This is a genomic window from Methylomonas sp., from assembly GCF_023228165.1.
GTDB lineage: Bacteria > Pseudomonadota > Gammaproteobacteria > Methylococcales > Methylomonadaceae > Methylomonas.
Window position 1 is genome coordinate 77,714 of the sequence record NZ_JALOBS010000012.1, and the last position, 21,181, is coordinate 98,894.

Annotated in this window: 19 protein-coding genes; 7 read left to right on the forward strand and 12 right to left on the reverse strand. The window is 51.2% G+C overall.

All coding sequences use genetic code 11. The features are described from left to right. Window positions 1-12 precede the first annotated feature (12 nt). Window positions 13-2,685 (reverse strand): pyruvate dehydrogenase (acetyl-transferring), homodimeric type, encoded by a 2,673-nt coding sequence (aceE, locus tag M0R33_RS10865; protein WP_292568661.1) that lies wholly within the window; start codon window positions 2,683-2,685, stop codon window positions 13-15. A gap of 180 nt (window positions 2,686-2,865) precedes the next feature. Further along, window positions 2,866-4,461, reverse strand: a complete 1,596-nt coding sequence (locus tag M0R33_RS10870) for a protein adenylyltransferase SelO (RefSeq protein ID WP_292568663.1) — start codon at window positions 4,459-4,461, stop codon at window positions 2,866-2,868. 101 nt (window positions 4,462-4,562) lie between these two features. Here M0R33_RS10870 and bamE point away from each other — a divergent pair, with 101 nt between their 5' ends. After that, window positions 4,563-4,907, forward strand: a complete 345-nt coding sequence (gene bamE / locus M0R33_RS10875; protein ID WP_292568665.1) for an outer membrane protein assembly factor BamE — start codon at window positions 4,563-4,565, stop codon at window positions 4,905-4,907. 198 nt (window positions 4,908-5,105) lie between these two features. Here the strand turns inward: bamE and M0R33_RS10880 are convergent, their stop codons facing one another. Together M0R33_RS10880 and crp are read right to left on the reverse strand one after the other, a co-directional pair. After that, complete coding sequence (locus tag M0R33_RS10880; protein ID WP_292568667.1) at window positions 5,106-6,236, reverse strand: MFS transporter; 1,131 nt, start codon at window positions 6,234-6,236, stop codon at window positions 5,106-5,108. 63 nt (window positions 6,237-6,299) lie between these two features. After that, window positions 6,300-6,956, reverse strand: coding sequence for a cAMP-activated global transcriptional regulator CRP (gene crp / locus M0R33_RS10885; protein ID WP_292568669.1), 657 nt, complete (start codon window positions 6,954-6,956; stop codon window positions 6,300-6,302). A gap of 124 nt (window positions 6,957-7,080) precedes the next feature. Here crp and M0R33_RS10890 point away from each other — a divergent pair, with 124 nt between their 5' ends. Together M0R33_RS10890 and speD are read left to right on the forward strand one after the other, a co-directional pair. Then, window positions 7,081-7,500 (forward strand): OsmC family protein, encoded by a 420-nt coding sequence (locus M0R33_RS10890; RefSeq protein ID WP_292568672.1) that lies wholly within the window; start codon window positions 7,081-7,083, stop codon window positions 7,498-7,500. A 4-nt stretch (window positions 7,501-7,504) separates the two neighbouring features. Beyond that, window positions 7,505-8,284, forward strand: a complete 780-nt coding sequence (speD, locus tag M0R33_RS10895) for an adenosylmethionine decarboxylase (protein ID WP_292568674.1) — start codon at window positions 7,505-7,507, stop codon at window positions 8,282-8,284. Between the two features lie 92 nt (window positions 8,285-8,376). Here the strand turns inward: speD and M0R33_RS10900 are convergent, their stop codons facing one another. From M0R33_RS10900 to M0R33_RS10915, 4 genes are all read right to left on the reverse strand, one after another. Further along, on the reverse strand, window positions 8,377-10,317 hold the full coding sequence (locus M0R33_RS10900; RefSeq protein ID WP_292568676.1) for a dynamin family protein: 1,941 nt from the start codon (window positions 10,315-10,317) through the stop codon (window positions 8,377-8,379). A 102-nt stretch (window positions 10,318-10,419) separates the two neighbouring features. Further along, window positions 10,420-11,058, reverse strand: a complete 639-nt coding sequence (pyrE, locus tag M0R33_RS10905; protein ID WP_292568678.1) for an orotate phosphoribosyltransferase — start codon at window positions 11,056-11,058, stop codon at window positions 10,420-10,422. A 48-nt stretch (window positions 11,059-11,106) separates the two neighbouring features. After that, window positions 11,107-12,243, reverse strand: coding sequence for a radical SAM family heme chaperone HemW (gene hemW / locus M0R33_RS10910; protein ID WP_292568679.1), 1,137 nt, complete (start codon window positions 12,241-12,243; stop codon window positions 11,107-11,109). A 14-nt stretch (window positions 12,244-12,257) separates the two neighbouring features. Beyond that, window positions 12,258-12,698 (reverse strand): lactoylglutathione lyase, encoded by a 441-nt coding sequence (locus M0R33_RS10915; protein WP_292568681.1) that lies wholly within the window; start codon window positions 12,696-12,698, stop codon window positions 12,258-12,260. Window positions 12,699-12,772: 74 nt separating this feature from the next. Here M0R33_RS10915 and M0R33_RS10920 point away from each other — a divergent pair, with 74 nt between their 5' ends. Then, entirely contained in the window at window positions 12,773-13,108 is a 336-nt protein-coding gene (locus tag M0R33_RS10920) for an ASCH domain-containing protein (protein WP_292568683.1), read from the forward strand. Here the strand turns inward: M0R33_RS10920 and M0R33_RS10925 are convergent. The 4 genes from M0R33_RS10925 to nth form a co-directional block, all read right to left on the reverse strand. After that, window positions 13,086-13,847: a putative DNA-binding domain-containing protein gene (locus tag M0R33_RS10925; protein WP_292568685.1), complete on the reverse strand. Its 762-nt coding sequence runs from the start codon at window positions 13,845-13,847 to the stop codon at window positions 13,086-13,088. The genes M0R33_RS10920 and M0R33_RS10925 overlap by 23 nt on opposite strands. 1 nt (window position 13,848) lies before the next feature. Continuing rightward, complete coding sequence (locus tag M0R33_RS10930) at window positions 13,849-14,697, reverse strand: DUF692 domain-containing protein (protein WP_292568687.1); 849 nt, start codon at window positions 14,695-14,697, stop codon at window positions 13,849-13,851. A 28-nt stretch (window positions 14,698-14,725) separates the two neighbouring features. Then, a complete protein-coding gene (locus M0R33_RS10935; protein WP_292568689.1) occupies window positions 14,726-15,325 on the reverse strand; it encodes a hypothetical protein in 600 nt (199 codons plus the stop codon). Between the two features lie 104 nt (window positions 15,326-15,429). Beyond that, window positions 15,430-16,062, reverse strand: a complete 633-nt coding sequence (nth, locus tag M0R33_RS10940) for an endonuclease III (RefSeq protein WP_292568691.1) — start codon at window positions 16,060-16,062, stop codon at window positions 15,430-15,432. A 203-nt stretch (window positions 16,063-16,265) separates the two neighbouring features. On the opposite strand from nth, the gene M0R33_RS10945 reads away from it, so the two are divergent. The 3 genes from M0R33_RS10945 to M0R33_RS10955 all read left to right on the forward strand — a co-directional run bounded on the left by M0R33_RS10945 (window position 16,266) and on the right by M0R33_RS10955 (window position 21,177). Next, a complete protein-coding gene (locus tag M0R33_RS10945; protein WP_292568693.1) occupies window positions 16,266-17,255 on the forward strand; it encodes a hypothetical protein in 990 nt (329 codons plus the stop codon). Window positions 17,256-17,385: 130 nt separating this feature from the next. Then, window positions 17,386-18,945: a hopanoid C-3 methylase HpnR gene (hpnR, locus tag M0R33_RS10950; RefSeq protein WP_292568695.1), complete on the forward strand. Its 1,560-nt coding sequence runs from the start codon at window positions 17,386-17,388 to the stop codon at window positions 18,943-18,945. Between the two features lie 648 nt (window positions 18,946-19,593). After that, window positions 19,594-21,177 carry a methyl-accepting chemotaxis protein gene (locus M0R33_RS10955; RefSeq protein ID WP_292568698.1) on the forward strand — a complete coding sequence of 528 codons (1,584 nt, stop codon included), beginning with the start codon at window positions 19,594-19,596 and terminating at the stop codon, window positions 21,175-21,177. Window positions 21,178-21,181: the final 4 nt, after the last annotated feature.

Consider the following 21,181-nt stretch of genomic DNA (forward strand, 5'->3'; position numbering starts at 1 on the left):
TTAGATCAGCCGTTAAATCAACCAAGGCGCGGTGACGTCCGGATTGATATTGTACTTGGCAATTGCTACTTCGACTTTGCCGGCTTCTAATTCGCCGCTTTCCACCAGACTATACAACGCCGCTACTGTGACATGATATCTATCGACTTCAAAGAAACTGCGCAAATTGGCGCGGGTATCGGAGCGGCCGAAACCGTCGGTGCCCAGCACGGTATAAGATTTTTTCACCCAGGGTCGGATTTGCTCGGCAAACACACGCATATAATCGGTGGCGGCAATAAGCGGACCTTTGCTGTTGGCCAAGCAACGTTCGATATGCGTGATACGCGGCGTTTCGGTCGGATGCAGGCGGTTCCAGCGATCGCAGCTATGGCCGTCTCGGCCCAGTTCGGTAAAGCTCGGGCAGCTCCACAAATCCGCATCCACGCCCCAATCGTCGTGCAACAATTGGGCGGCGGCGATGACTTCGATGAAGATAGTGCCGGAACCCAGTAATTGTACGCGGGGTTTTTTGCTGTTCGGCCCTTTTTTGAACAAGTACATGCCTTTCAGAATATCCTGCTCGGCCCCTTCCGGCATGGCGGGTTGTTCGTAGTTTTCATTCATCAGGGTGATGTAATAGAAAATATCTTCCTGATCCACATACATGCGGCGCAAGCCGTCCTGAATGATCACAGCCAGTTCGCAGGCGAAAGTCGGGTCGTAGGAATAGCAATTGGGCACGGTGGCCGACATCAGATGGCTATGGCCGTCTTCATGTTGCAGACCTTCGCCGTTCAAAGTGGTTCTGCCGGCGGTACCGCCCAACAGGAAGCCGCGGGTACGTTGATCGGCCGCCGCCCAGATCAAGTCGCCGACCCGTTGGAAACCGAACATCGAGTAATAGATGAAGAACGGAATCATCGGTACGCCGTGAGTGGAATAGGCTGTGCCGGCCGCTATCCAATCGCACAGGCCGCCGGCTTCGTTGATGCCCTCCTGTAAAACCTGGCCGTGCTTGTCTTCTTTATAAAACATCAATTGTTCGGCGTCCTGCGGGGTATACAGCTGGCCGACTTGAGACCAGATGCCCAGCTGGCGGAACATGCCTTCCATGCCGAAGGTGCGCGATTCGTCCGGCACGATGGGGACGACGCGTTTACCGATTTGTTTATCCTTGACCAATATGTTGAGGATGCGTACGAAAGCCATGGTGGTGGATATTTCGTGGCCTTCGCCGGTACCATCCAGCAAGGCTTTGAAAGTTGCCAGGGCTGGAATTTCCAAAGGATAGGCTTTAACGCGGCGGGCGGGTAAATAACCGCCCATATCGACCCGGCGCTGGCGCAGGTAATTCAGTTCGGCGGAGTCCTCCGCCAAGCGAATGTAAGGCAGGTCGAGCAATTCCTCATTGCTGATCGGTAATTGGTAGCGGTCGCGGATGGCTTTGATCGACTCCATGCTCATCTTCTTTTGCTGATGGCTGGTGTTTTGGGCCTGGCCGGAATCGCCCATGCCGTAGCCCTTGATTGTGTGCGCCAGGATTACGGTCGGCTGGCCTTGATGATTGACGGCGGCGTTAAAGGCGGTGAAGACTTTGATCGGGTCGTGGCCGCCGCGATTCAGTTCCCAGATGTCGCGGTCGGTGTAGTCTTTAACCAATTCCTTCAGTTCCGGAGTGTTGAAGAAATGTTCGCGGACGTAGGCGCCGTCCTTGGATTTGAAGGTCTGGTAATCGCCGTCCACGCACTCCATCATGCGCTTGACCACCAAGCCGTCCTTGTCGCGGGCCAGAATCGGATCCCAGCGGCGGCCCCAGATGACCTTGATCACGTTCCAGTTGGCGCCGCGGAAGTTGCCTTCCAGTTCCTGAATGATTTTGCCGTTGCCGCGCACCGGGCCGTCCAGGCGTTGCAGGTTGCAATTGACCACGAAAATCAGATTATCCAGTTTTTCGCGGCCGGCCATACCGATCGCGCCCAGCGTTTCGGGTTCGTCGGATTCGCCGTCGCCCAAAAAGGCCCAGACTTTTCGGCTGTCGGTATTGGCAAAACCGCGATCCTGCATATAACGCATGAAGCGGGCTTGATAAATTGCCATGATGGGTCCAAGGCCCATGGAGACGGTGGGGAATTGCCAGAATTCCGGCATCAGCCACGGATGCGGATAGGACGATAGGCCGTTGCCGCCCACTTCCTGGCGGAAATTGTCCATTTGCTCTTCACTCAAGCGACCCAGCAAAAACGCATGGGCATAAATGCCGGGTGCGGAGTGGCCTTGCGAGAAAATCAGGTCGCCGCCGTGCTTGTCGGAAGCGGCATTCCAGAAATGGTTTTGGCCCACATCGTATAAGGTGATAGCCGAAGCAAAACTGGCGATATGACCGCCGACGTTGGTATGTTTGTTGGCGCGCAATACCATCATCATCGCGTTCCAACGTACATAAGAACGTATGGTGCGTTCTATGTCGAAATTGCCGGGAAACTTGGGTTGTTTGTCGACCGAAATGGTGTTGATGTAAGGCGTGTTGGCGGAGAAGGGGATGTCCAGACCGGCTTGTCTGGCGGTGTCGAGCAGTGTTTCGATCAGAAAGCTGGCGCGGTCGCGGCCTTCTTTTTCAATCACCGCTTGCAGGGCCTCCATCCACTCCTGGGTTTCTGCAGGATCAATATCGTGTTTGACGGCAATGTCGGTATTGTTGTTCATTTACGGAACCTAGAAAATCGTTGGCTTAGCCCAAAAAGGATACCTGAAAAGGCCGTTTTCGGCATGTTTTTTTGTAAACTCATCGTACTGCAAATTTCGGGTTTAAATTCTCTTCATCCTAACCCTCTCCAGCAGAAGAGGGAATGGAGGTGCCAAAATTTGAAGTGCAAAAGCTAAAGTCTAAGAACTGCAAGACAGCATGGAGCAACCCGCGCGCTGCTTGGCCCAGTCGGGGCGTTTTTCCGCAAAGCGCTGCTTGCCGGCTTGCTCGGTATAGGGATGGCGTAGCACTTCCAGCAATTCCCAAACTTCGCTGAAGTCGTCTTGTTCCGCTAAATCAATGGCTTGCTGGGCCAGATAGTTGCGTAACACATAGATTGGGTTCACGGCGTTCATGGCTTGTTGGCGTTCGGTTTGCGGTCTGTTTTCGCCCTGCAGACGGGTTTGATAGGTTTTGAACCATGTTTCGGCCAACGCTTGCGTTTCCGGGGACAGCGGTTCATAGCTGCACTCTTGCAAGTGTGCTTGAAAAACCGCAACGGCATCGTCGGCTTCGATGGCGGCCAAGCCGCGATAAAATAATGTCATATCGGCTTCGGCAGTCTGTAGCAAAGTCGCTAATTCGGCGGTCAGCGTTTCATCGCTGCCAGGAGCAAAGGCCTTAAAACCCAATTTGTTGGCCATGGTTTGCCGCCAGGTTTGTTCGAAAGTGGTGGTAAACACAGTCAGGGTCTCCTGCAAGGGTTCCGCTTTTAGAATTAAAGGATAGAGTGCATTCGCCAATTGCACCAGGTTCCAGTAGGCGATTTTGGGCTGATTGCCGAACCGGTAGCGGCGGCCTTGGGCATCGGTGGTGTTGGGGGTCCAATCCGGATCGTAGTTTTCCAGCCAGCCGTAGGGGCCGTAATCGATGGTCAAACCCAGGATGGACATATTGTCGGTGTTCATGACGCCATGCACAAAGCCTACTCGCTGCCAGTGAACTATCATTTCCGCGGTAGTTCGGCAGATTTCCGCAAACCATTGCAGGTAAACCGCTTTGCTGGGTGGGCCCAGATACGGAAAATCGGTTTTTATGCAGAAATCGACCAGCTGTTTTAGGGTTTCCAGGTCGTCGCGCGAGGTAAACAGCTGAAAATTGCCGAAACGGATAAACGACGGCGCTACCCGGCAGACCACGGCACCCGGTTCCAGCTGCGGATTGCCGTCGTAAAACATGTCGCGCACCACTTGTTCCCCGGTCAATATTACGCTCAAGGCCCTTGTGGTGGGAACGCCCAGATGATACATGGCTTCGCTGCATAAAAATTCGCGGATGGAGGAACGCAGCACCGCCAAGCCGTCGGCGCTGCGCGAATAAGGTGTTGGGCCTGCCCCCTTGAGCTGCAAGGTCCAGCGTTGGCCTTGCTGGTTGACGACTTCGCCCAGATTGATAGCCCGGCCATCGCCCAATTGGCCGGCCCAATGTCCGAATTGTTGGCCGCCGTAGTTCATGGCATACGGATCCATGCCGTCCAGCAACTGATTGCCGGCAAAAGTCTGACAAAAGGCTGCGGATTGGCAAGCGGCTTCCGACAAATTCAATTGCTCGGCCATTTCCTTCGAATAGGCCACTAAGCGTGGCGCCTTGACTGGTTTGGGCTGTACCCGCGAATAACAACTTTGATAAACCTGGCGGCGGTAATTGTCCGGCTCCGGATCGCCGGGTAAATCATGTACAAAGCGGTTATCGAAATTTAAAGTATCGAGAAGATTGCTGTTAGATTGAGTTGGCATGGGCTTTTGGCGAAAATCTGTTTCGGTTAGGGACGAGAAGCAGCTAAGATAGAGTTATCGAACACTTTATAACAATCACCTAGCCAATTGAGGTTCATTTCATGAAAAAACTGTTTCTTAAACGCAGCGCACGCGCGGCCAAACTAAGTTCGTTCTTGTTAATCAGTGGCTTGGCGGCTACCCAATTGACCGGTTGTTTTACAGTCGGACAGGAATTCGCGGGGTCGCGGGTGCCGGAAATTAAAATCGGCCAAACCACCCGGCAGGAAATCACCGACATTTTCGGCAGACCCTGGCGCACCGGCATGGAAGACGGCAAGACTACCTGGACTTACGGCATTTACAAATACTCGCTGTTCGGTGCCGACGATACCCAGGATTTGTTGATTCGTTTCGATCCGCAAGGCGTAGTGCGGTCTTATACTTTCAGCTCGACCCGCAAGTAAGCATGGTGCGAAGGTCGTGCGGTCGCAGTGGTTATTGTTGATTTTACCGCTGCTGACCGGTTCGACCGGTATCGCCAAAAAACGTTACAAATATCAAGATCAGCAACGCCTTAGCTTGCCCCGAGAGGCCGGTTGGCAGGCTTATACTTGCCACCGGCATGCTTTTGAGTCGCGGCGGGGGCAATTGGCTGGAAGGCTTTAGTGCGCTTCCTTGATTTTAAGCGTCAGCAAGGCCAGTAGCGCGAGTACGCAAAACGCCGCGCCGGCATAAAAAGTCGAAGCCGATCCGAATTCATCCCACAGCAAACCGGCTAAAACACTCGCAATCAGCATGGCGGCGCCGCTGATTAAATTGAAAAAACCGTACGCCGTGCCGCGTAAATCCGTGGGAGCCGCGTCGGCCACCATTTTGGCCAATAGTCCTTGCGTCATGCCCATATGTATGCCCCACAGACACACGCCGGCCAGGATTGCCGCCCAATGCGCACTGCCGGCCAGCACCAGGTCGGCGGCTATCATAACCAGCAAACCCCAGGCTAATAAGCGGTTAGGGCTGACGCGGTCGGATAAATGCCCGAAAGGATAAGCGCTGGCGGCATAAACAATGTTCATGGCCACCATCACCAAAGGCACCCAGGCGATGGGAATGCCACTCTGCTGGGCCCGTAATACCAAAAACGCCTCGCTAAAGCGGGCCAGAGTGAAGACCGCTCCTATCGCCACTACATGCCAGTAGGAGCGGTTCAAACGCTTTAAGTTCTGTTTACGGATAGGGTTGCCGCGGTGTTGGTTACTGGCGCGGGCTGGTTCCCGGACACCGAGTAATAGCACTAACACAGCCAACAAGCCGGGGATGACCGCCACCCAAAATACGGCGCGAAAATCATCTGCCCACAGCAGCATCAGGGCTACGGCCAACAAGGGGCCGAGAAAGGCGCCCACGGTATCCAGAGACTGGCGCAAACCGAAAGCGGCACCGCGTATCTCCACGGGGGTAATGTCGGCCACCAGCGCATCGCGTGGGGCGCCGCGAATACCTTTGCCGATCCGGTCGATCAGGCGGGCCGTCAGGACTATGCCGCTGCTGGCGGCAATGGCGAACAAGGGTTTGCTCAGGGCGCCCAGGGTGTAACCCAACAAGGCCAGCCCTTTGCGTTTACCCAGGTAATCGCTGAGGGCTCCGGAAAATATTTTGACGATCAGCGCCGTCGATTCGGCCGCGCCTTCAATCAAACCGATAGTAAGGCTGCTGGCTCCTAGGCTGGTTACCATGAATAGCGGCAGCAGGGAATGGATCATTTCCGAAGAAATATCCATTAACAGGCTCACACAGCCTAGCGCCCAAACTCCTTTGGGAATGCGTCGCCAAACCGGGAGAGGCGCTATAGACAATTAACGCGTGCCAAATACCACGATGGTTTTGCCGTGCGCGGTAATCAAACCCTTATCTTCCAGTTCTTTTAACACCCGGCCGGCCATTTCACGCGAACAACCGACGATACGGCCGATTTCCTGCCGGGTGATATGCAGTTGCATGCCGTCCGGGTGGGTAATGGCATCCGGTTCCTTGGTCAGGTCCAGTAAGGTGCGGGCGATACGCCCTTCCACGTCCATAAAGGCCAAATCACGGTATTTGCGGCTGGTGATCAGCAAGCGGGTGGATAACTGCTCGCCGAGTACCGTCAGAATTTCTACCGCGTGTTCGCGTAATTCCGAGTTGAGTAACGATTTAAAACGGTCGTAACCGATTTCCGCCATATGGCAGCTGGTACGCGATTTAACATAAGCGCTACGGGTTTCGGCATTTTTGAAAACGCCGATCTCACCGACGAAGTCGTGTTTGTTAAGATAGGCCAGAATCAATTCGTGGCCTTCTTCATCCTCGACGCTGACGCTGACCGATCCGTCGACGACGAATAGCAGTTTATCGCCAACGTCACCGGGTCTGACGATGGTTAATTTGGCGGGATAACTGCGTACATGGCAAACATGCAAAAACGCATCAAGCGCTTCCTGGGAGATTTTATTATTTTTTTTAACCAAGCTCATTTGTCATAATCCAGTCCAATAGATACCGATACCCTAACCAACTGAGAAGTATTTTGCAAAAAAAACAATTCATGGACAGGTATCGTTGTAAAATTCGCCACATTTTTATTTTCCGGGATTCAAAATGCAAGCAACAGTGAAGTGGGTCGACGGCCGGTTATTCGTCGGGGAGTCCGGCAGTGGTCATGCCGTGGTGATGGATGGTCCGCCCGATCATGGCGGCCGAAACATGGGCGCGCGGCCGATGGAAATGATTTTGTTGGGCGTGGGCGGCTGCTCCTCGTACGATGTGATCGATATTCTGCAAAAAGGCCGGCACGACGTCATCGATTGCGTTGCTGAATTGACGGCGGAGCGTGCGGATGCAATTCCCGCCGTGTTCAGCAAAATCCATTTGCATTTTAAAGTGACGGGCAAAAATTTACCCGTGGCGGCCGTCGAACGCGCGGTTAAATTATCCGCGGAGAAATACTGTTCGGCGTCCATTATGCTGGCTAAGGCAGGGGTAGAAATTAGCCATGATTTTGAAGTGATGGAGGGTTGATCGATTGAGCAAATTACAATTACACGGGTTTAACAATCTGACTAAATCGTTAAGTTTCAATATTTACGATGTCTGTTACGCGCCCAAAGAGCAGGAAAAAGCTTATATCGAATATATCGACGAAGCCTATAACGCTAAACGGCTGACCCAAATTCTGAAAGATGTCGCCAACATTATCGGTGCGCAGATTTTAAATATTGCCCACCAGGATTACGATCCGCAAGGTGCCAGTGTGACCATGTTGATTTCCGAAGGCGCGGTGATACCTGCCGGTATGAATTCCGAATCGCCCGGTCCTTTACCCGACACCATTCTGGCGCATCTGGACAAGAGCCATATTACCGTACATACCTATCCGGAAAGTCATCCGGATACCAATATTTGTAGCTTCCGGGCCGATATCGACGTCTCCACCTGTGGGCAGATTTCACCGTTGAAGGCCTTGAATTATCTGATTCATAGTTTTGAATCCGATATCGTCATCATGGATTACCGGGTGCGCGGCTTTACCCGGGATATTTCCGGTGAGAAGCATTACATAGACCACAAGATCAACTCGATCCAGAATTACATCGCTGAGAGCACTAAAGAGTTGTATCAAATGATCGACGTGAATGTTTATCAGGAAAACATTTTTCACACCAAAATGATGTTGAAGGAAGCCGAGCTGGAAAACTATCTATTCGAGAAGGAAAGTAATTTCAGTGAAGATGAAAAGCTTGAAATTCAGGATCAGTTGCAGGAGGAGATGGCGGAAATTTTCTACGGTAGAAATTTTAGTTAAATCGATGGCTTAAAAGGTTTCGGGCTGGTTGTTGCGGATAAGCCGGTAAATTGGAAAAATAGGCCGAAACTTCGGCCTGTTTTTTTGCCTGATTAAGCGGTTTCTATATCGGTGATATTGATTTGCATGGCTTTGATAATGGCCAGCAATTCTTGGCGTTGCTGTTTCAACGGTGCCAGTTCGGCCTCCAGTTGGGCGATGCTTTCATTGACATTGCCTTTGGATTCATTAATTTTGCGCAGCATGATCAAACGGCTTTCAATCTGTTTTTTATGATCTTTGATCTGGTGCATCAACGGCGTTAATACGCTATTGCTCCAGGTTGCGGCGTCTTTATGGGCTTGCTGCAAAATAGTGCGTGCCTTCACGATCAGTGTGCTGTAAAGCTTGTTTATTACCAGGCTCTGTTCGGTCATGGTGGTTCTGGCACTGTTGCGGAATGCTTCGCCTTCTTCAAAAATCTGTTCCAGTTCGAACTGGTACTGTTTAATCGAAAACAGTTGCGGTTCGATCTCTTTAAAACCGTACTCGTCCTGAAATTTTTTGTGTATGGCCTTGATCAGGCGGCGGGTCTCTTCGGTAATATCGACGGAGTCCTGCAGCAGGTCGCGCAATTCGTCGAACAATTTACGCATGTTTTGTTTCATACCGTAAGTGGTCAGGCTTTTACGCATATCCTCTTTGGTGCGCAGGATGATTTCATCGATCTTATCCTTGGAAAACGAATCGATCAGCATGCGGGCTTGCACGGCGAATACTTTGCGGCTGGCCTGAAAGTTTTCTATGTTGGCCATATAGGTATTTTGCCGATCGCGAGTTTCCGCCATCAACTTGCCGGTCATTTCCTGGTTTTCAAAGTCGACTTGTTTGAATTCTTCCAGTTGCTTGCTGGCGTTGACCACTTTGCTGTTCATCAATTTGATCGATTCGCTGACCAGAAAGCCGATGTCTTTTTCGACTACGCCTTTCAGAATATCGCGGCGTTGATTCAAGATGTCTTCCGACAGGTAGTTTTCCAGCTTAATCAGCCGGCTTCTTTCCAATAGTGCCTCGTCGCCCTTGACCTTGGCCAATAGGGCTTGTTTGGCGGAAACCGGGAAAATCAATTCCTGCTTCAAATTTAAGATGGTCGCCGAGGTTTCGATTTGCTTTTGAATCGCCGCATCGTAACCGGTATCGCCGGCTAGGTCGTCCCACATGGAATCGATCTTGTTCATCACTACCGCCAAACCTTGGCGGCGTTGGCCTCTGGAGCTGCATACGTGGCTTTTCCACATTTCCAAATCGCTTTTGGTAACGCCGGTATCGGCCGCCAACACAAACACGATGGCTTGTGCGCTGGGCAGCATGCTCAGGGTCAACTCGGGCTCGGTACCCAGAGCATTCAGGCCCGGCGTATCAAGAATGCACAAACCTTCTTTCAGCAATGGATGCGGAAAACTGATCAGCGCATGTCGCCAGCAGGGTACTTCCACAAATTCGGGGTTGATGATGCCTTGTTCAGCCGCTTCGCGTTCATTCCACAAGCCCAATTTGTCGGCGGTTTCCTTGCTGACTTTTTTAGTGGCAACCAATTCTCTGAAGGCTTCCTGCATTTGGGTGGGCGAGTCGATATTCAGGCTGATTTGCGTCCAGCGGTCGGGGTTGCGCTTGTAATCCATCAGGGAAATATCTTCCAACCGACTTTCGATATTCAACAAGCGGATATAGCTGCCGCCCGCTTCGTCCCAATACAGTTCGGTAGGCGACATGGTGGTGCGGCCGGGAGAAGACGGCAGCAAGCGGACGCCGGTTTCGGCAAAAAACAGCGCGTTGATCAGTTCTGTTTTGCCGCGGGAAAATTCGGCCACGAAGGCCAGAGTGACGCGGTCCATATTCAGACCTTGGAGTATGTTCAGCAAGGTGTCGGTACTTTGTGGGTCGCTAAAATTATAACGGTTACGCCATTCCCGATACATTTCGATTGCTTGTACCAGGTGTTCGCGCCAATTCGAATATTCGTGTAATTGTTCTTTAAATTCCAGATTTCTCATGGCAAGCCTTTCTGCTGACTGTACTCGTTGTAAGAGGGCGAATAGTAAGGGCTAATTGTAGACTAAATACAAATAAGCGGAAGATCGGCACCTATGATAATCCTAAATACCATATTGTTGACGATAGCCGCGAATAATCGCCAATTGGTCGGCATAACTCGGGTTTTGTTCGATAAATTCTATGATTTCCGCCAAGGTAATGATAGGTAGGACCGGTATGCCGAATTGTTGGGATACTTCCTGCACGGCGGAGGTCTGGTTTTGGCCTTTTTCCTGGCGGTCCAGTGCAATCACGACGCCGGCAACCGTGGCCCCGGCCGCCTGAATAATTTCCACGGATTCACGCACCGAGGTACCGGCAGTAATCACGTCATCCAAAATCCACACCTTGCCTTGCAATGGCGCGCCGACCAGTGCGCCGCCTTCGCCATGGTCCTTGGCTTCCTTGCGGTTAAAGGCAAACGGAATATCGGCCCGCAGGCGCGAGTATGCAATGGCCGTGGTACCGACCAGTGGAATGCCTTTATAGGCAGGGCCATACAGTACATCGATCTCCACGCCGGCGTTTATCAGGGTCTGGGCATAGAATTGGCCCAGTTTATCGAGCTGTGCGCCGGTATTGAATAAACCGGTATTGAAAAAATAAGGGCTGATGCGGCCGGACTTTAATTGAAACTCGCCGAATTTAAGTACGCCGCACTCCAGGGCATAGGCTATGAATTGTTTTTGGTAGTCGAGCATATTCTATATTTCAAAGCGGATTGACGGGGAATTATAACCTGCAGGCCTTTATGGAATGAACTTTTCCAAAATTTCATCCAGAAAGTCCCAGCCTGATTCGGAGCAAAACACCTGCTGTTGTTGCCGGATCAGCAGTCCCTGCTCGATACACTGCTGCAAAGCGGGTTGCAGGTTGTTTTGGGTCTGGCCGGTTAAGCGGGCGTAATCGATTAGATTAAAGCCCGTTTTTAGGCGCAAATGGTTCATCATAAATTCCAGCGGCAGTTGGGCAAGGTTGATGGGGGTGCGAGTAGCGGCGGTCGGGTTTTTTAAATATTGTTCAGGACTTTTCGGCTTGGCGGTGCGAATGATGTCCTGCGGTAAGGCTCGGCTGATTTTACCGTGCGCGCCGGCCCCTATACCCAGATAATCGCCGAATTGCCAGTAATTACGATTATGCCGGCATTCAAACCCGGCGGTGGCATACGCGGAAATTTCATATTGCCGATAGCCGCTTTCGGCCAACACCTGTTGACAGGCTTTTTGCAGCGCAAAGATGCTGTCGTCTTCCGGCAATTGCGGCGGGAACTTATAAAAGTAGGTGTTGGGTTCCAAGGTGAGCTGATAAAACGACAAATGGCTTGGTTTTAGCGAGATGGCGGTGTGAATATCCTCTAGCGCTTGGTCTTCGGTTTGTTCGGGCAAACCGAACATCAGATCCAGATTCAGGTTTTCGAAAGCGGCCAGCCGGGCAATTTCAACGGCTTTAATCGCCTCTTCGGCATTATGCACCCGGCCAAGTTTTTTAAGGTGACGGTCATTAAAACTTTGAATGCCGATGGAGAGGCGGTTGATGCCCAGTTCGCGAAAAGCCTTGAACTTCGCGCTTTCGAAGGTGCCGGGGTTGGCTTCCAGGGTAACTTCGCAATCATCGCTCAGGTTGACCTGCTGCCTAATGCCGCTCAACAAAGTTTGTAAGGTTTCCGGCGTAAACAGGCTAGGTGTGCCGCCGCCCATGAATATGCTGCTTATGGCGCGCGGCGCATCCAATAACTGCAAGTCTGCGTGTAAATCCGCCAACAAGGCAGTCACGTAGCGCTGTTCGGGTATGCCTGATTTGACAGCGTGCGAGTTAAAGTCGCAATACGGACACTTTTGGATGCACCAGGGGAAATGAATATAAAGGCTGAGTGGCGGTAACGGCATCTCCGGGCTTCTATTTACCAAACTCCGGTATTGACCATACTGGTCCAGGGTTCTTGTGCCGGCAATGCGGCCCCTTTCTGTAATAATTCGATGGAAATTTGATCCGGCGAGCGGATAAAGGCCATCCAGCCGTCGCGGGGCGGACGGTTGATTGTCACGCCCTGCTCCATCAAACGTTGGCAAACCGCGTAAATGTCATCCACTTCAAAGGCCAGATGGCCGAAGTTGCGACCGCCGGTATATTCTTCGCTATCCCAGTTATACGTCAGCTCCAATAGCGGCGCGTCGTGTTCCCGGGCTTGGTGAGTGTCGTCCGGCGCGGCCAGATAAACCAGCGTAAAGCGACCGGCCTCGCTTTCCATGCGGCGTATTTCCGATAACCCTAGTTTATTGCAATAAAAGTCCAGAGACGCCTCTAAATTGTTAACCCGAACCATGGTATGCAAATAGCGCATTTTGGCCTCCAATCAGTAAAAAATCGTATTATGGTTGATAATAAACGGCTTGGCTAACCCAATAGGACACAAGAATGACCGAATACCCCGAAAAAACTTGCCAGTTAGATCGATTGGTTCGCCACCCGAAGCTGGTGGCCGCCGCGCTCAGCGGACAGAAAACCCAGCAGCGCCGCGACGGTTTATATGCCTATCCCGGCGAAATCTTTGAATTGGAAGGAGTGACCTTTGTGGTTACCGGCGTGGACCGGCAGCGCATCGGCGATATGAGCGAAGCGGATGCGCACGCTGAAGGTTATCCGAGTTTGGCCATGTACAAGGATTTAATTTTGAAAATGCACGCCAACATGGAATGGAACGACGACGGCCTGGTATGGGTGCACCGGTTTAGCCGTCAGCAGCCGGAATAAGCACGCCTTTCATCGCGAGTTCCTGCAAGGTTTGCAAACCGAACTGTAATACGGTGGGTTGATCGAATTGCGGGGACAGTTCCGCCGCCAAAATTTGCAAAACTTGCTCGCCGACGATGCCGTCATGCTGTTCAATCAATTGCAGCAAGCGAAAGGTTAACGGCGTGGTTTGCATGAAATGTACTTGATCGTCCGCATCCCGATATACCACTAAATAGCTGGGCTGTTCGGGAACCGAGCGTGGCAAAAAATCCGGGCCGATTTTTTGTACCGGGTATTGATAGGCCAGCGGCCAGGCGACAGGAGACAGGCTGATGGTTTGCCGTAGCACCTGCCCTACAAATGCGCTATCGCCGAATACCGGTGTCGCCTGGGCGATGGATAAGGCCATCTCCACCCATTCGTAATGCGCCAATTCCAGCATGAACGGAAAATCCCCTTCCGCCTGGCGTTCGTTTTGCAGGTAGTCTAAAAATTCTTCGGCGATTTCAGAAAAATGCGGCGTTTGGCACTGGTGGCGGGCAAAAAAATCCTGAGTCAAGTCGTGCCATTGTTGGTCGCTGAGTATCTTGTGCAACACCGGAAAATTACTGCTTAAAAAACCGTTGATGTTGTTGAAAAACAATTCCCGGTACATGGCCATGCGTTGCGGGTCTAAATCGGCGGGCACCGGAAAATGCTCGGGGTCGCGGATATAGGCGGCAAATTCGCTTTGTTTGGCTTTGAAGTCGATGCCCATATCAGGCAACCTGTTGTTTCTGCCGTAGGTTGGCGCTGTTTTGAATGGAGCGTATCGTGTCGACTTCCTGCAATAACTCCGCTAACGGCGGCAGATTGAAATCGCGTTCCAGTAGGGTCGGAAACACGCCAAACCGTGCGTACGCTTTGTCCAGCAATTGCCAGACCGGATCGATAACCGGCGCGCCGTGGGTATCGACCAAAAAATCTTCAGCCTCGACATAATGGCCGGCGATGTGCGCGTAAGCAATACGTTTGCCGGGCATGGCTTTTAAAAAGGCCTCGGCATCGTAGCCGTGGTTGACGCTGTTGACGTAAATGTTGTTGATGTCGATCAGCACATTGCAATCAGCTTCTTCGATCACCGCATTGAAAAACTCGATTTCGGACATTTCCCGGCCGAGTGCCGCGTAATAGGAAACGTTTTCGATGGCGATTTTGTGTTCCAGAATGTCCTGCACGCGACGAATGCGGGCGGCAACGTGTTTGACGGCATCGGCGGTAAACGGGATGGGCATTAGGTCATACAAATGCCCTTCATGGCTGCAATAACTCAAATGTTCGCTGTAATAGCGAATGCCGTGTTCGGCCATGAATTTTTTCAGGTCTCGTACGAATTTTTCATCCAGCGGGTCGCTGCTACCGATTGATAACGACAAACCGTGACAAATAAATTGAAAACGTTCGGTCATGGCCCGAAATTGTTTACCCAGCTTGCCACCCAAAGTCATCCAGTTTTCCGGTGCGACTTCGTAGAATCCGACATTGGCGGGCGGATTAGCGACGATCTCGGACAGAAAAGATCGCCGTAATCCTAAGCCTGCAGCGTTATCTAATGGATACTTATCCATAATCTGCAACTATCAACAATGGCTGTACTTACTCGCCGGCGGCTTCGTCGGTATCCACTTTAGCGCCGCAGCTGCCTTCGCCGCCTTTCATCATGGCGCCGCAAGAGCCTTCTTCGGCTTTTTTGCTGTCATTGCCTTTCATCATGTCGCCGCAGCTGCCTTCTTTGGCTTTGGCGGCCGGTTTTTCAGCATCATCGCCGTGTTTCATGCCTTTCATGTCACCCATACCGCCCATGTCGCCCATGCCGCCCATAATGCCGCAAGAACCTTCCTTACCTTTCATCATCTCGCCGCACTTGCCTTCCATGCCTTTTTTCATTTTGCCGTCCTGCATCATACCGCCGCACATACCTTCACCGCAGGAACCTTCGGCCTTTTTGGTGCTGGGTTTGCTGGATTTACCGGAGGCAGCTTTTGCGGCTTTAGTGATTCTATTGCCGTTGGCATCGGCGACATTACCGCCGCAAGCACCGTGGCTGGTTTTGTTGGATACTTCGGCAACCATGTAGCCGTTGGATAATTCGCTCATAGCAAATGGATTGGATTCCGCCTGCACATTGGCTGCAAAACCGGAGATAACCGCAGTACCCATGGCAATAGTCAATGGAGTTTTGTTAAATTTTTTCATGTTTTATCCTCTCTTAAGATTTTTATTATTGGCTTCAGCTGGCAGGCCGAGCAATTGCGACCAACGCTTAGTCCTTAAGTTCAGTCTGCCCCATTGTAAACGCTCTACGAAGTTTTTTCCTTAAACTCGCATAATTCGGCGATGCAGCAGCCCGGGCAGCGGGGTTTTCGGGCCACGCAGACATAGCGTCCGTGCAAAATCAACAGATGGTGGGCATCCTTTTTATGCTGTGCGGGTACGGTTTTCTCGAGTTTTTTTTCCACTTCCAGCACGTTTTTACCGGGAGCCAGGCCGGTGCGGTTGGCAACACGGAAAATATGCGTATCGACGGCGATGGTCGGCTGGTCGAAGGCCGTATTCAATATCACATTGGCAGTCTTGCGGCCAACTCCGGCCAGTGCTTCCAGTGCCTCGCGGGTTTGCGGCACTTCGCCGTGGTGGCGGTTGATGAGTGCGTCGCATAGCTTGATGATATTGGCGGCCTTACTGTTGAACAAACCGATGGTTTTGATGTAAGTCTTCAAGCCATCCTCGCCCAATGCCAGTATCGCTTGCGGCGTATTGGCAACCGGAAACAACTTTTCGGTAGCCTTATTGACGCCTTTATCGGTGGCCTGGGCAGACAATACCACGGCAATCAATAATTCAAATGAGGTGCTGTAGTTGAGTTCGGTAGTCGGTTCCGGAATGGCGGCGGCAAGCCGGTCGAAGATGATCTGGCGGGTTTGTTTGTTCATGGCGGCGCGCGGTGCGGAAATTCAAGGCCTTATATTATAGAAGCTCTGTCCTGTCTTAAGTGTTGATCGCGCTGCCGAGCACAAAAATTTTCTGCCATTTGAACTCACTATATCCGATAATCCGACGTCCTTTGCAGTGCGCTCGTTTAATGCTGGGACATCATTAAACTTGAATCCATTTTTTGTGCGGCAAGGGAGTCATTATGCTTCGATTCGTTTTCAGTCTGGCTTGGCTAGTTTGCCTGTCCACGCAGTCCCTTGCCCTGGATGCGGATATTCATACTGTGGAAAACATTGCCACCGAGCTGGGGTTTACTCCGTCTCAACGCTGGAGCCTATATCAAGGCAAAATTGTTGCTACCGATCTGCCGGAGCCCAGCGCCAACATGCTGGCACAAGTAGTTGCTCTGGTTCTCCCTGTTGGTGTGGAAGCCTTGGACAAGCGTTTGCAGGGTGGACATATTCTGGAAACGCCTCGGGATGTGATTGCCTTTGGGGTGATCGATCCGAAAAATCCGCTCGCCAGTTTTGCTAGTGTGCCGTTTTTTGCTGATGAACTGGAGAGTTTGCAGGATGGAGAGTATGACGGTTTCAATCTTTCGGCCGAAGAGATTACAACGTTGAAAGCGGAAAAAAACAAACCTATCGCCGCAGTGGAAGCTGCCTATCGTCGGATCTTGGGTTTACGGGCCCAGGCCTATATCAGACAAGGTCTATCTGGTGTCCAGGCTTATTGGCGTTCGGATGGAAAAACCTCGCGCCCCCAGCATGATTTAAAAATTATGACTGCCGCTATACCTTTGCTGGCGACACACGAGCCTGCGTTTTACCGGGCGTTTTTGGCCTATCCCAAACAACAAATCCCCGGTGTAAAGACCGACTTCTTCTGGATCAAGAAATGGGCTGATGATAGGCCGGTATTTACCTTGGCGCATCGGATGATCAAGGCGGAACCTGATCGAATGCTCGTGGTACGGCGGGAATTTTATGTTGGACACTCCTTCAACGCCGAACAATGGGTCGCCGGGTTTTTTCCGTTACCGCAGGGCACAATCTTTTTTTCCGTTAACCTTACCAGCAGCGATCAATTGCAGGGTTTCGGCTCTGAGTTACGGCATGCAATTGGGCGAGATATGATGCGAAATGAAATAGTCGAACGCTTCAACAATCTGCGTGGTACGCTCGGACATTAAGCGGAAGGCGTATCGGCTAATTCCTTTGCAAGCGTTTGTTATGGTAAGGTAAACGCGGTTATGCAGCCTGTCAGGGATGATCCGTCCTCGGGCAGGACGATGGTCTTGCAGCTACTTAAGGGGTTATGCCATGAAATTTCTTGCCGTTCATCCCAGTCCTTTGATGTATACCAAAGTTTTTTTGCGTCTGGAGCCCTTGGGTCTGGAGTTGGTAGCCGCCACGGCAAGGCAGCACGGTTGTCAGGTGCAGCTGATCGATTTGCAGACGGAAAACTATCAAGACCTAAAACGGGTACTGGATGACTGGCAGCCGGATGTGGTGGCCTTTTCCCTGAATTATCTGGCCCACGTACCTGAGGTTATCGATCTGGCCAAACTGGCCAAGGACCGACTCCCGGGTAGTTTTGTCTTCATCGGGGGCCATAGTGCATCGTTTACTGCCGCGGAATTGCTGGAGCAGGGCGAAGGCAAAATCGACGCGATTTTAAAAGGCGAAGGCGAGTCCGGTTTACCGTTGCTGTTGCAAGCCATCCGCGAAGATCGGGAAAATGCGCACACTGTGCCGGGCGTGGTGACATTGCATGGCGAAGGCGCACAGCCCACCTTTGTGGCTAATCTGGATAATCTGTCGCCCGCGCGCGATTTGATCAAATACCGAAAAAAATACTTCCTGGGTACCCTAGACCCCTGTGCCTCGATCGAATTTTCCAGAGGTTGTCCCTGGGATTGCTCGTTTTGCAGCGCCTGGACGTTTTATGGTCGTAGTTATCGGGTCATGAGTCCGGAAAAAGTGGTTGAGGAAATCGAGCGGGTCAGAGAGCCAGGCCTTTTTATTGTCGACGACGTGGCTTTTATCCAGGAAAAAATGGGTTTTGCAATTGGTGAAGCGATTGCCAGAAAAGGCATCAAGAAAGAGTACTATCTTGAAACCCGTGGCGATGTGCTGTTGCGCAATAAGGATGTGTTTAAATTCTGGAAACAACTGGGCATGCGCTACATGTTTTTGGGCATTGAAGCCATCGATGCCGAAGGCCTGGAAAAATTTCGCAAACGTATCAATCTTAATCGCAATTTCGAAGCGCTGGAATTTGCCCGCTCCTTGGGTATCCATGTCGCGATCAACATCATTGCGGATACCGATTGGGACCACGAACGCTTTCGCATAGTCAGAGAGTGGTGCAAGGAAGTGCCGGAAATCGTCAATATCAGTGTCAACACCCCCTATCCGGGCACCGAAAGCTGGCTGACCGAATCGCGCAAGCTAACTACCCAGGATTATCGTCTGTTCGATATTCAGCATGCGGTGCTACCCACTCGGTTACCCTTAGCGGAGTTTTACGCCGAGATGGTGGAAACCCAGCGGGTGATGTTCACTAAACATATGGGCTGGAAGGCCATGCGCGACATGTCCAAGATCATCGCCGGTAACGTCATGCGCGGCCAGACCAACTTTGTGCGTAACCTTTGGAAATTCGATAAGGTATTTAATCCGGCCCTGCAGTTGGCGGATCATGAAATGCCGGTCAAATACAAAATGAAACCGCCGGTGCGCGATGTCAAACACGCCAGCGCTAAAGCCCTGTCGAAATCCCTATACGTGCACCAGCCTTTGGGCCGGGTTAGTCGACAACTGGACGACGATACCGAGCGCTTTGTCGATGAAACACGGGGTGTGGAGTCGGAAGGTTAAGGTTAGTCCTACGCTATTTTAGTTGCCAGCCCATTCGCCTGGTCAATGGGTATGCTTTTCGCTGCTTAGCATGAGTAGCTGTCGCGCAAATGCTTGCAAACCGCCTGATTATGCGCGGACAATAAATGGCAAATAAGGCTGTCCTTCAAAATCCAGGTGCGATTTACTCTAAAGGGCATAAAAGCTTGGGTAATCGCACAATTCGAAGCCAACATTCCTCCTATTACGCTATTGTTAACCGGAGCTGACTGGCTTGATTCGACTGCAAGCCTTTACGCCAATAAATTCAGCGGATGGACCGTGCCGAATATCAGTCGGCCAAGAAGATAAAACGAAACTCAACATCGTTCACCATGTAGAAGACATTGAGAATGCACTAAAAAACGTACGATATAGAATGATGAAAAAAATCGGCTAGACTTCATAAGCGCTTGTGGCGATATTGAGCCGATCAAATAATTGAAAATCGATACCTTCCTTTTCCCTAATGTGTGCCAAGGACGCGATTTTTTCAGCCGAGATTTCACTTCTTACAAACAAATCGATTGAATTACAAAATCTACGCTATTTCCCGAAACCGCTTTGAGCATTTATTAGGCTACGACCGACATGTTAAATAGTTTATCCATATCAACCAAACTTTGGCTAATGTCTTTGTTTGGTTCCTTATTCCTGGTTGGGGCAACGGTGCTGGGTTATTTCGCTTTAAATAATGTCAGTCATGCCGCTTGGCGTATGGGGCAGGGTAAGGACGTCGTCGCCGATATCCTCCCGCCTCCCTTGTATCTCGTCGAATCTCAATTGATTGCCAAAACGTTGCTCTATGAAGCGAATAGTGATCACAGCCAATTGCACACCAGGCTAATGGAGCTCAAAACTGATTACGTTCAGCGTAATCACTATTGGGACGTTAATCAGGACATTACTCCCCAAGTGAAACAATCCCTGCTTGGGGACCAACGTAAACAGGCAGACTTGTGGTGGCATGAGTTGGAGGAGCGGTTCATTCCCGCAATCGACCATGCCGACCTGGAGGCGGCCCGCACATCCATGAACAATTTGGATGCGTATTATGCACAGCATCGCGCGGGAGTAGATAAAACCGTTGTGGTTTCTACCGAGTTCGCAGACGATACCTATGAGCAGCTAGGTCGTGCCGGAGACCGGGCAACTTTGTTTCTGGTCAGTGCGGCAATGACTGGCGCTTTCCTTTCCCTGATCATGGCGTACTTGGTTATTAGGCAAATCCGCAAAAATCTACAATTGGCCGGTAAGGTTACACAGGCTATCGCAGCCGGCGATCTGACGATATCCATACCCGTCTCCGGTCAAGATGAAATCGGACAGTTACTCGTTAAGATATCTCAAATGCGCGACAATCTTCACAAACTTATATTCGATATTCGTAATGAAGTCACCCAACTTATCCGGCACTCCGCTGAACTGCGCGATGCCGCCGCAAACGGGGCGACTGTTGCCCATAACCAGTCCGACGCGGCCAGTAATATTGCTGTAACCATAGAAGAGCTTTCCGTTTCTCTGGATCTGGTCGATAACAATGCGGGTGATGCTCGCCGCGTCGCCCTCCAGTCGGGCCAGCGTGCGCAGGAGTCTACAAAAGTCATTGAAGCGACGGCCATGGAAATGCAGAAAATTTCCGATGTAGTGTTAAACGCCGCCAACAACATTCGTAATTTGGAATCAATAAGCTCTGAAATTACCGGTATTGTGAATGTTATCCATGATGTAGCGGATCAAACTAATTTACTTGCCCTCAACGCAGCTATCGAAGCGGCCCGTGCTGGAGCCTATGGCAGGGGGTTTGCCGTTGTTGCAGATGAAGTACGAAAACTTGCGGAACGCACGAGATCGTCAAGTGGCGAGATTAAGCTAATGATGCAGAAAATACTTGAAGCGTCCCAAGCATCAGTAATCGCGATGGAAACAGGGGTCAAGGGGGTAGAATCCGGTGTGGCATTATCCCTTGATGCCGGGAAATCGGTGAAGGAAATACGAGAAGCCCAATCTCAAGTTACAATTTCGGTCGATGAAATTAGTGGTGCCATTAAAGAGCAATCCGCCGCAACGCGCGACATTACCAAGCGAGTAGAGATGGTATCACAAGGCGCTGAGTCACTAGCCGTAACCGTAAATCAAACAAGACAAAGCGCGGAAGAACTAGCCTGTCAGGCGGAAAATCTGGATAAGTTAACGTCACGATTTCGTTTTTAACATA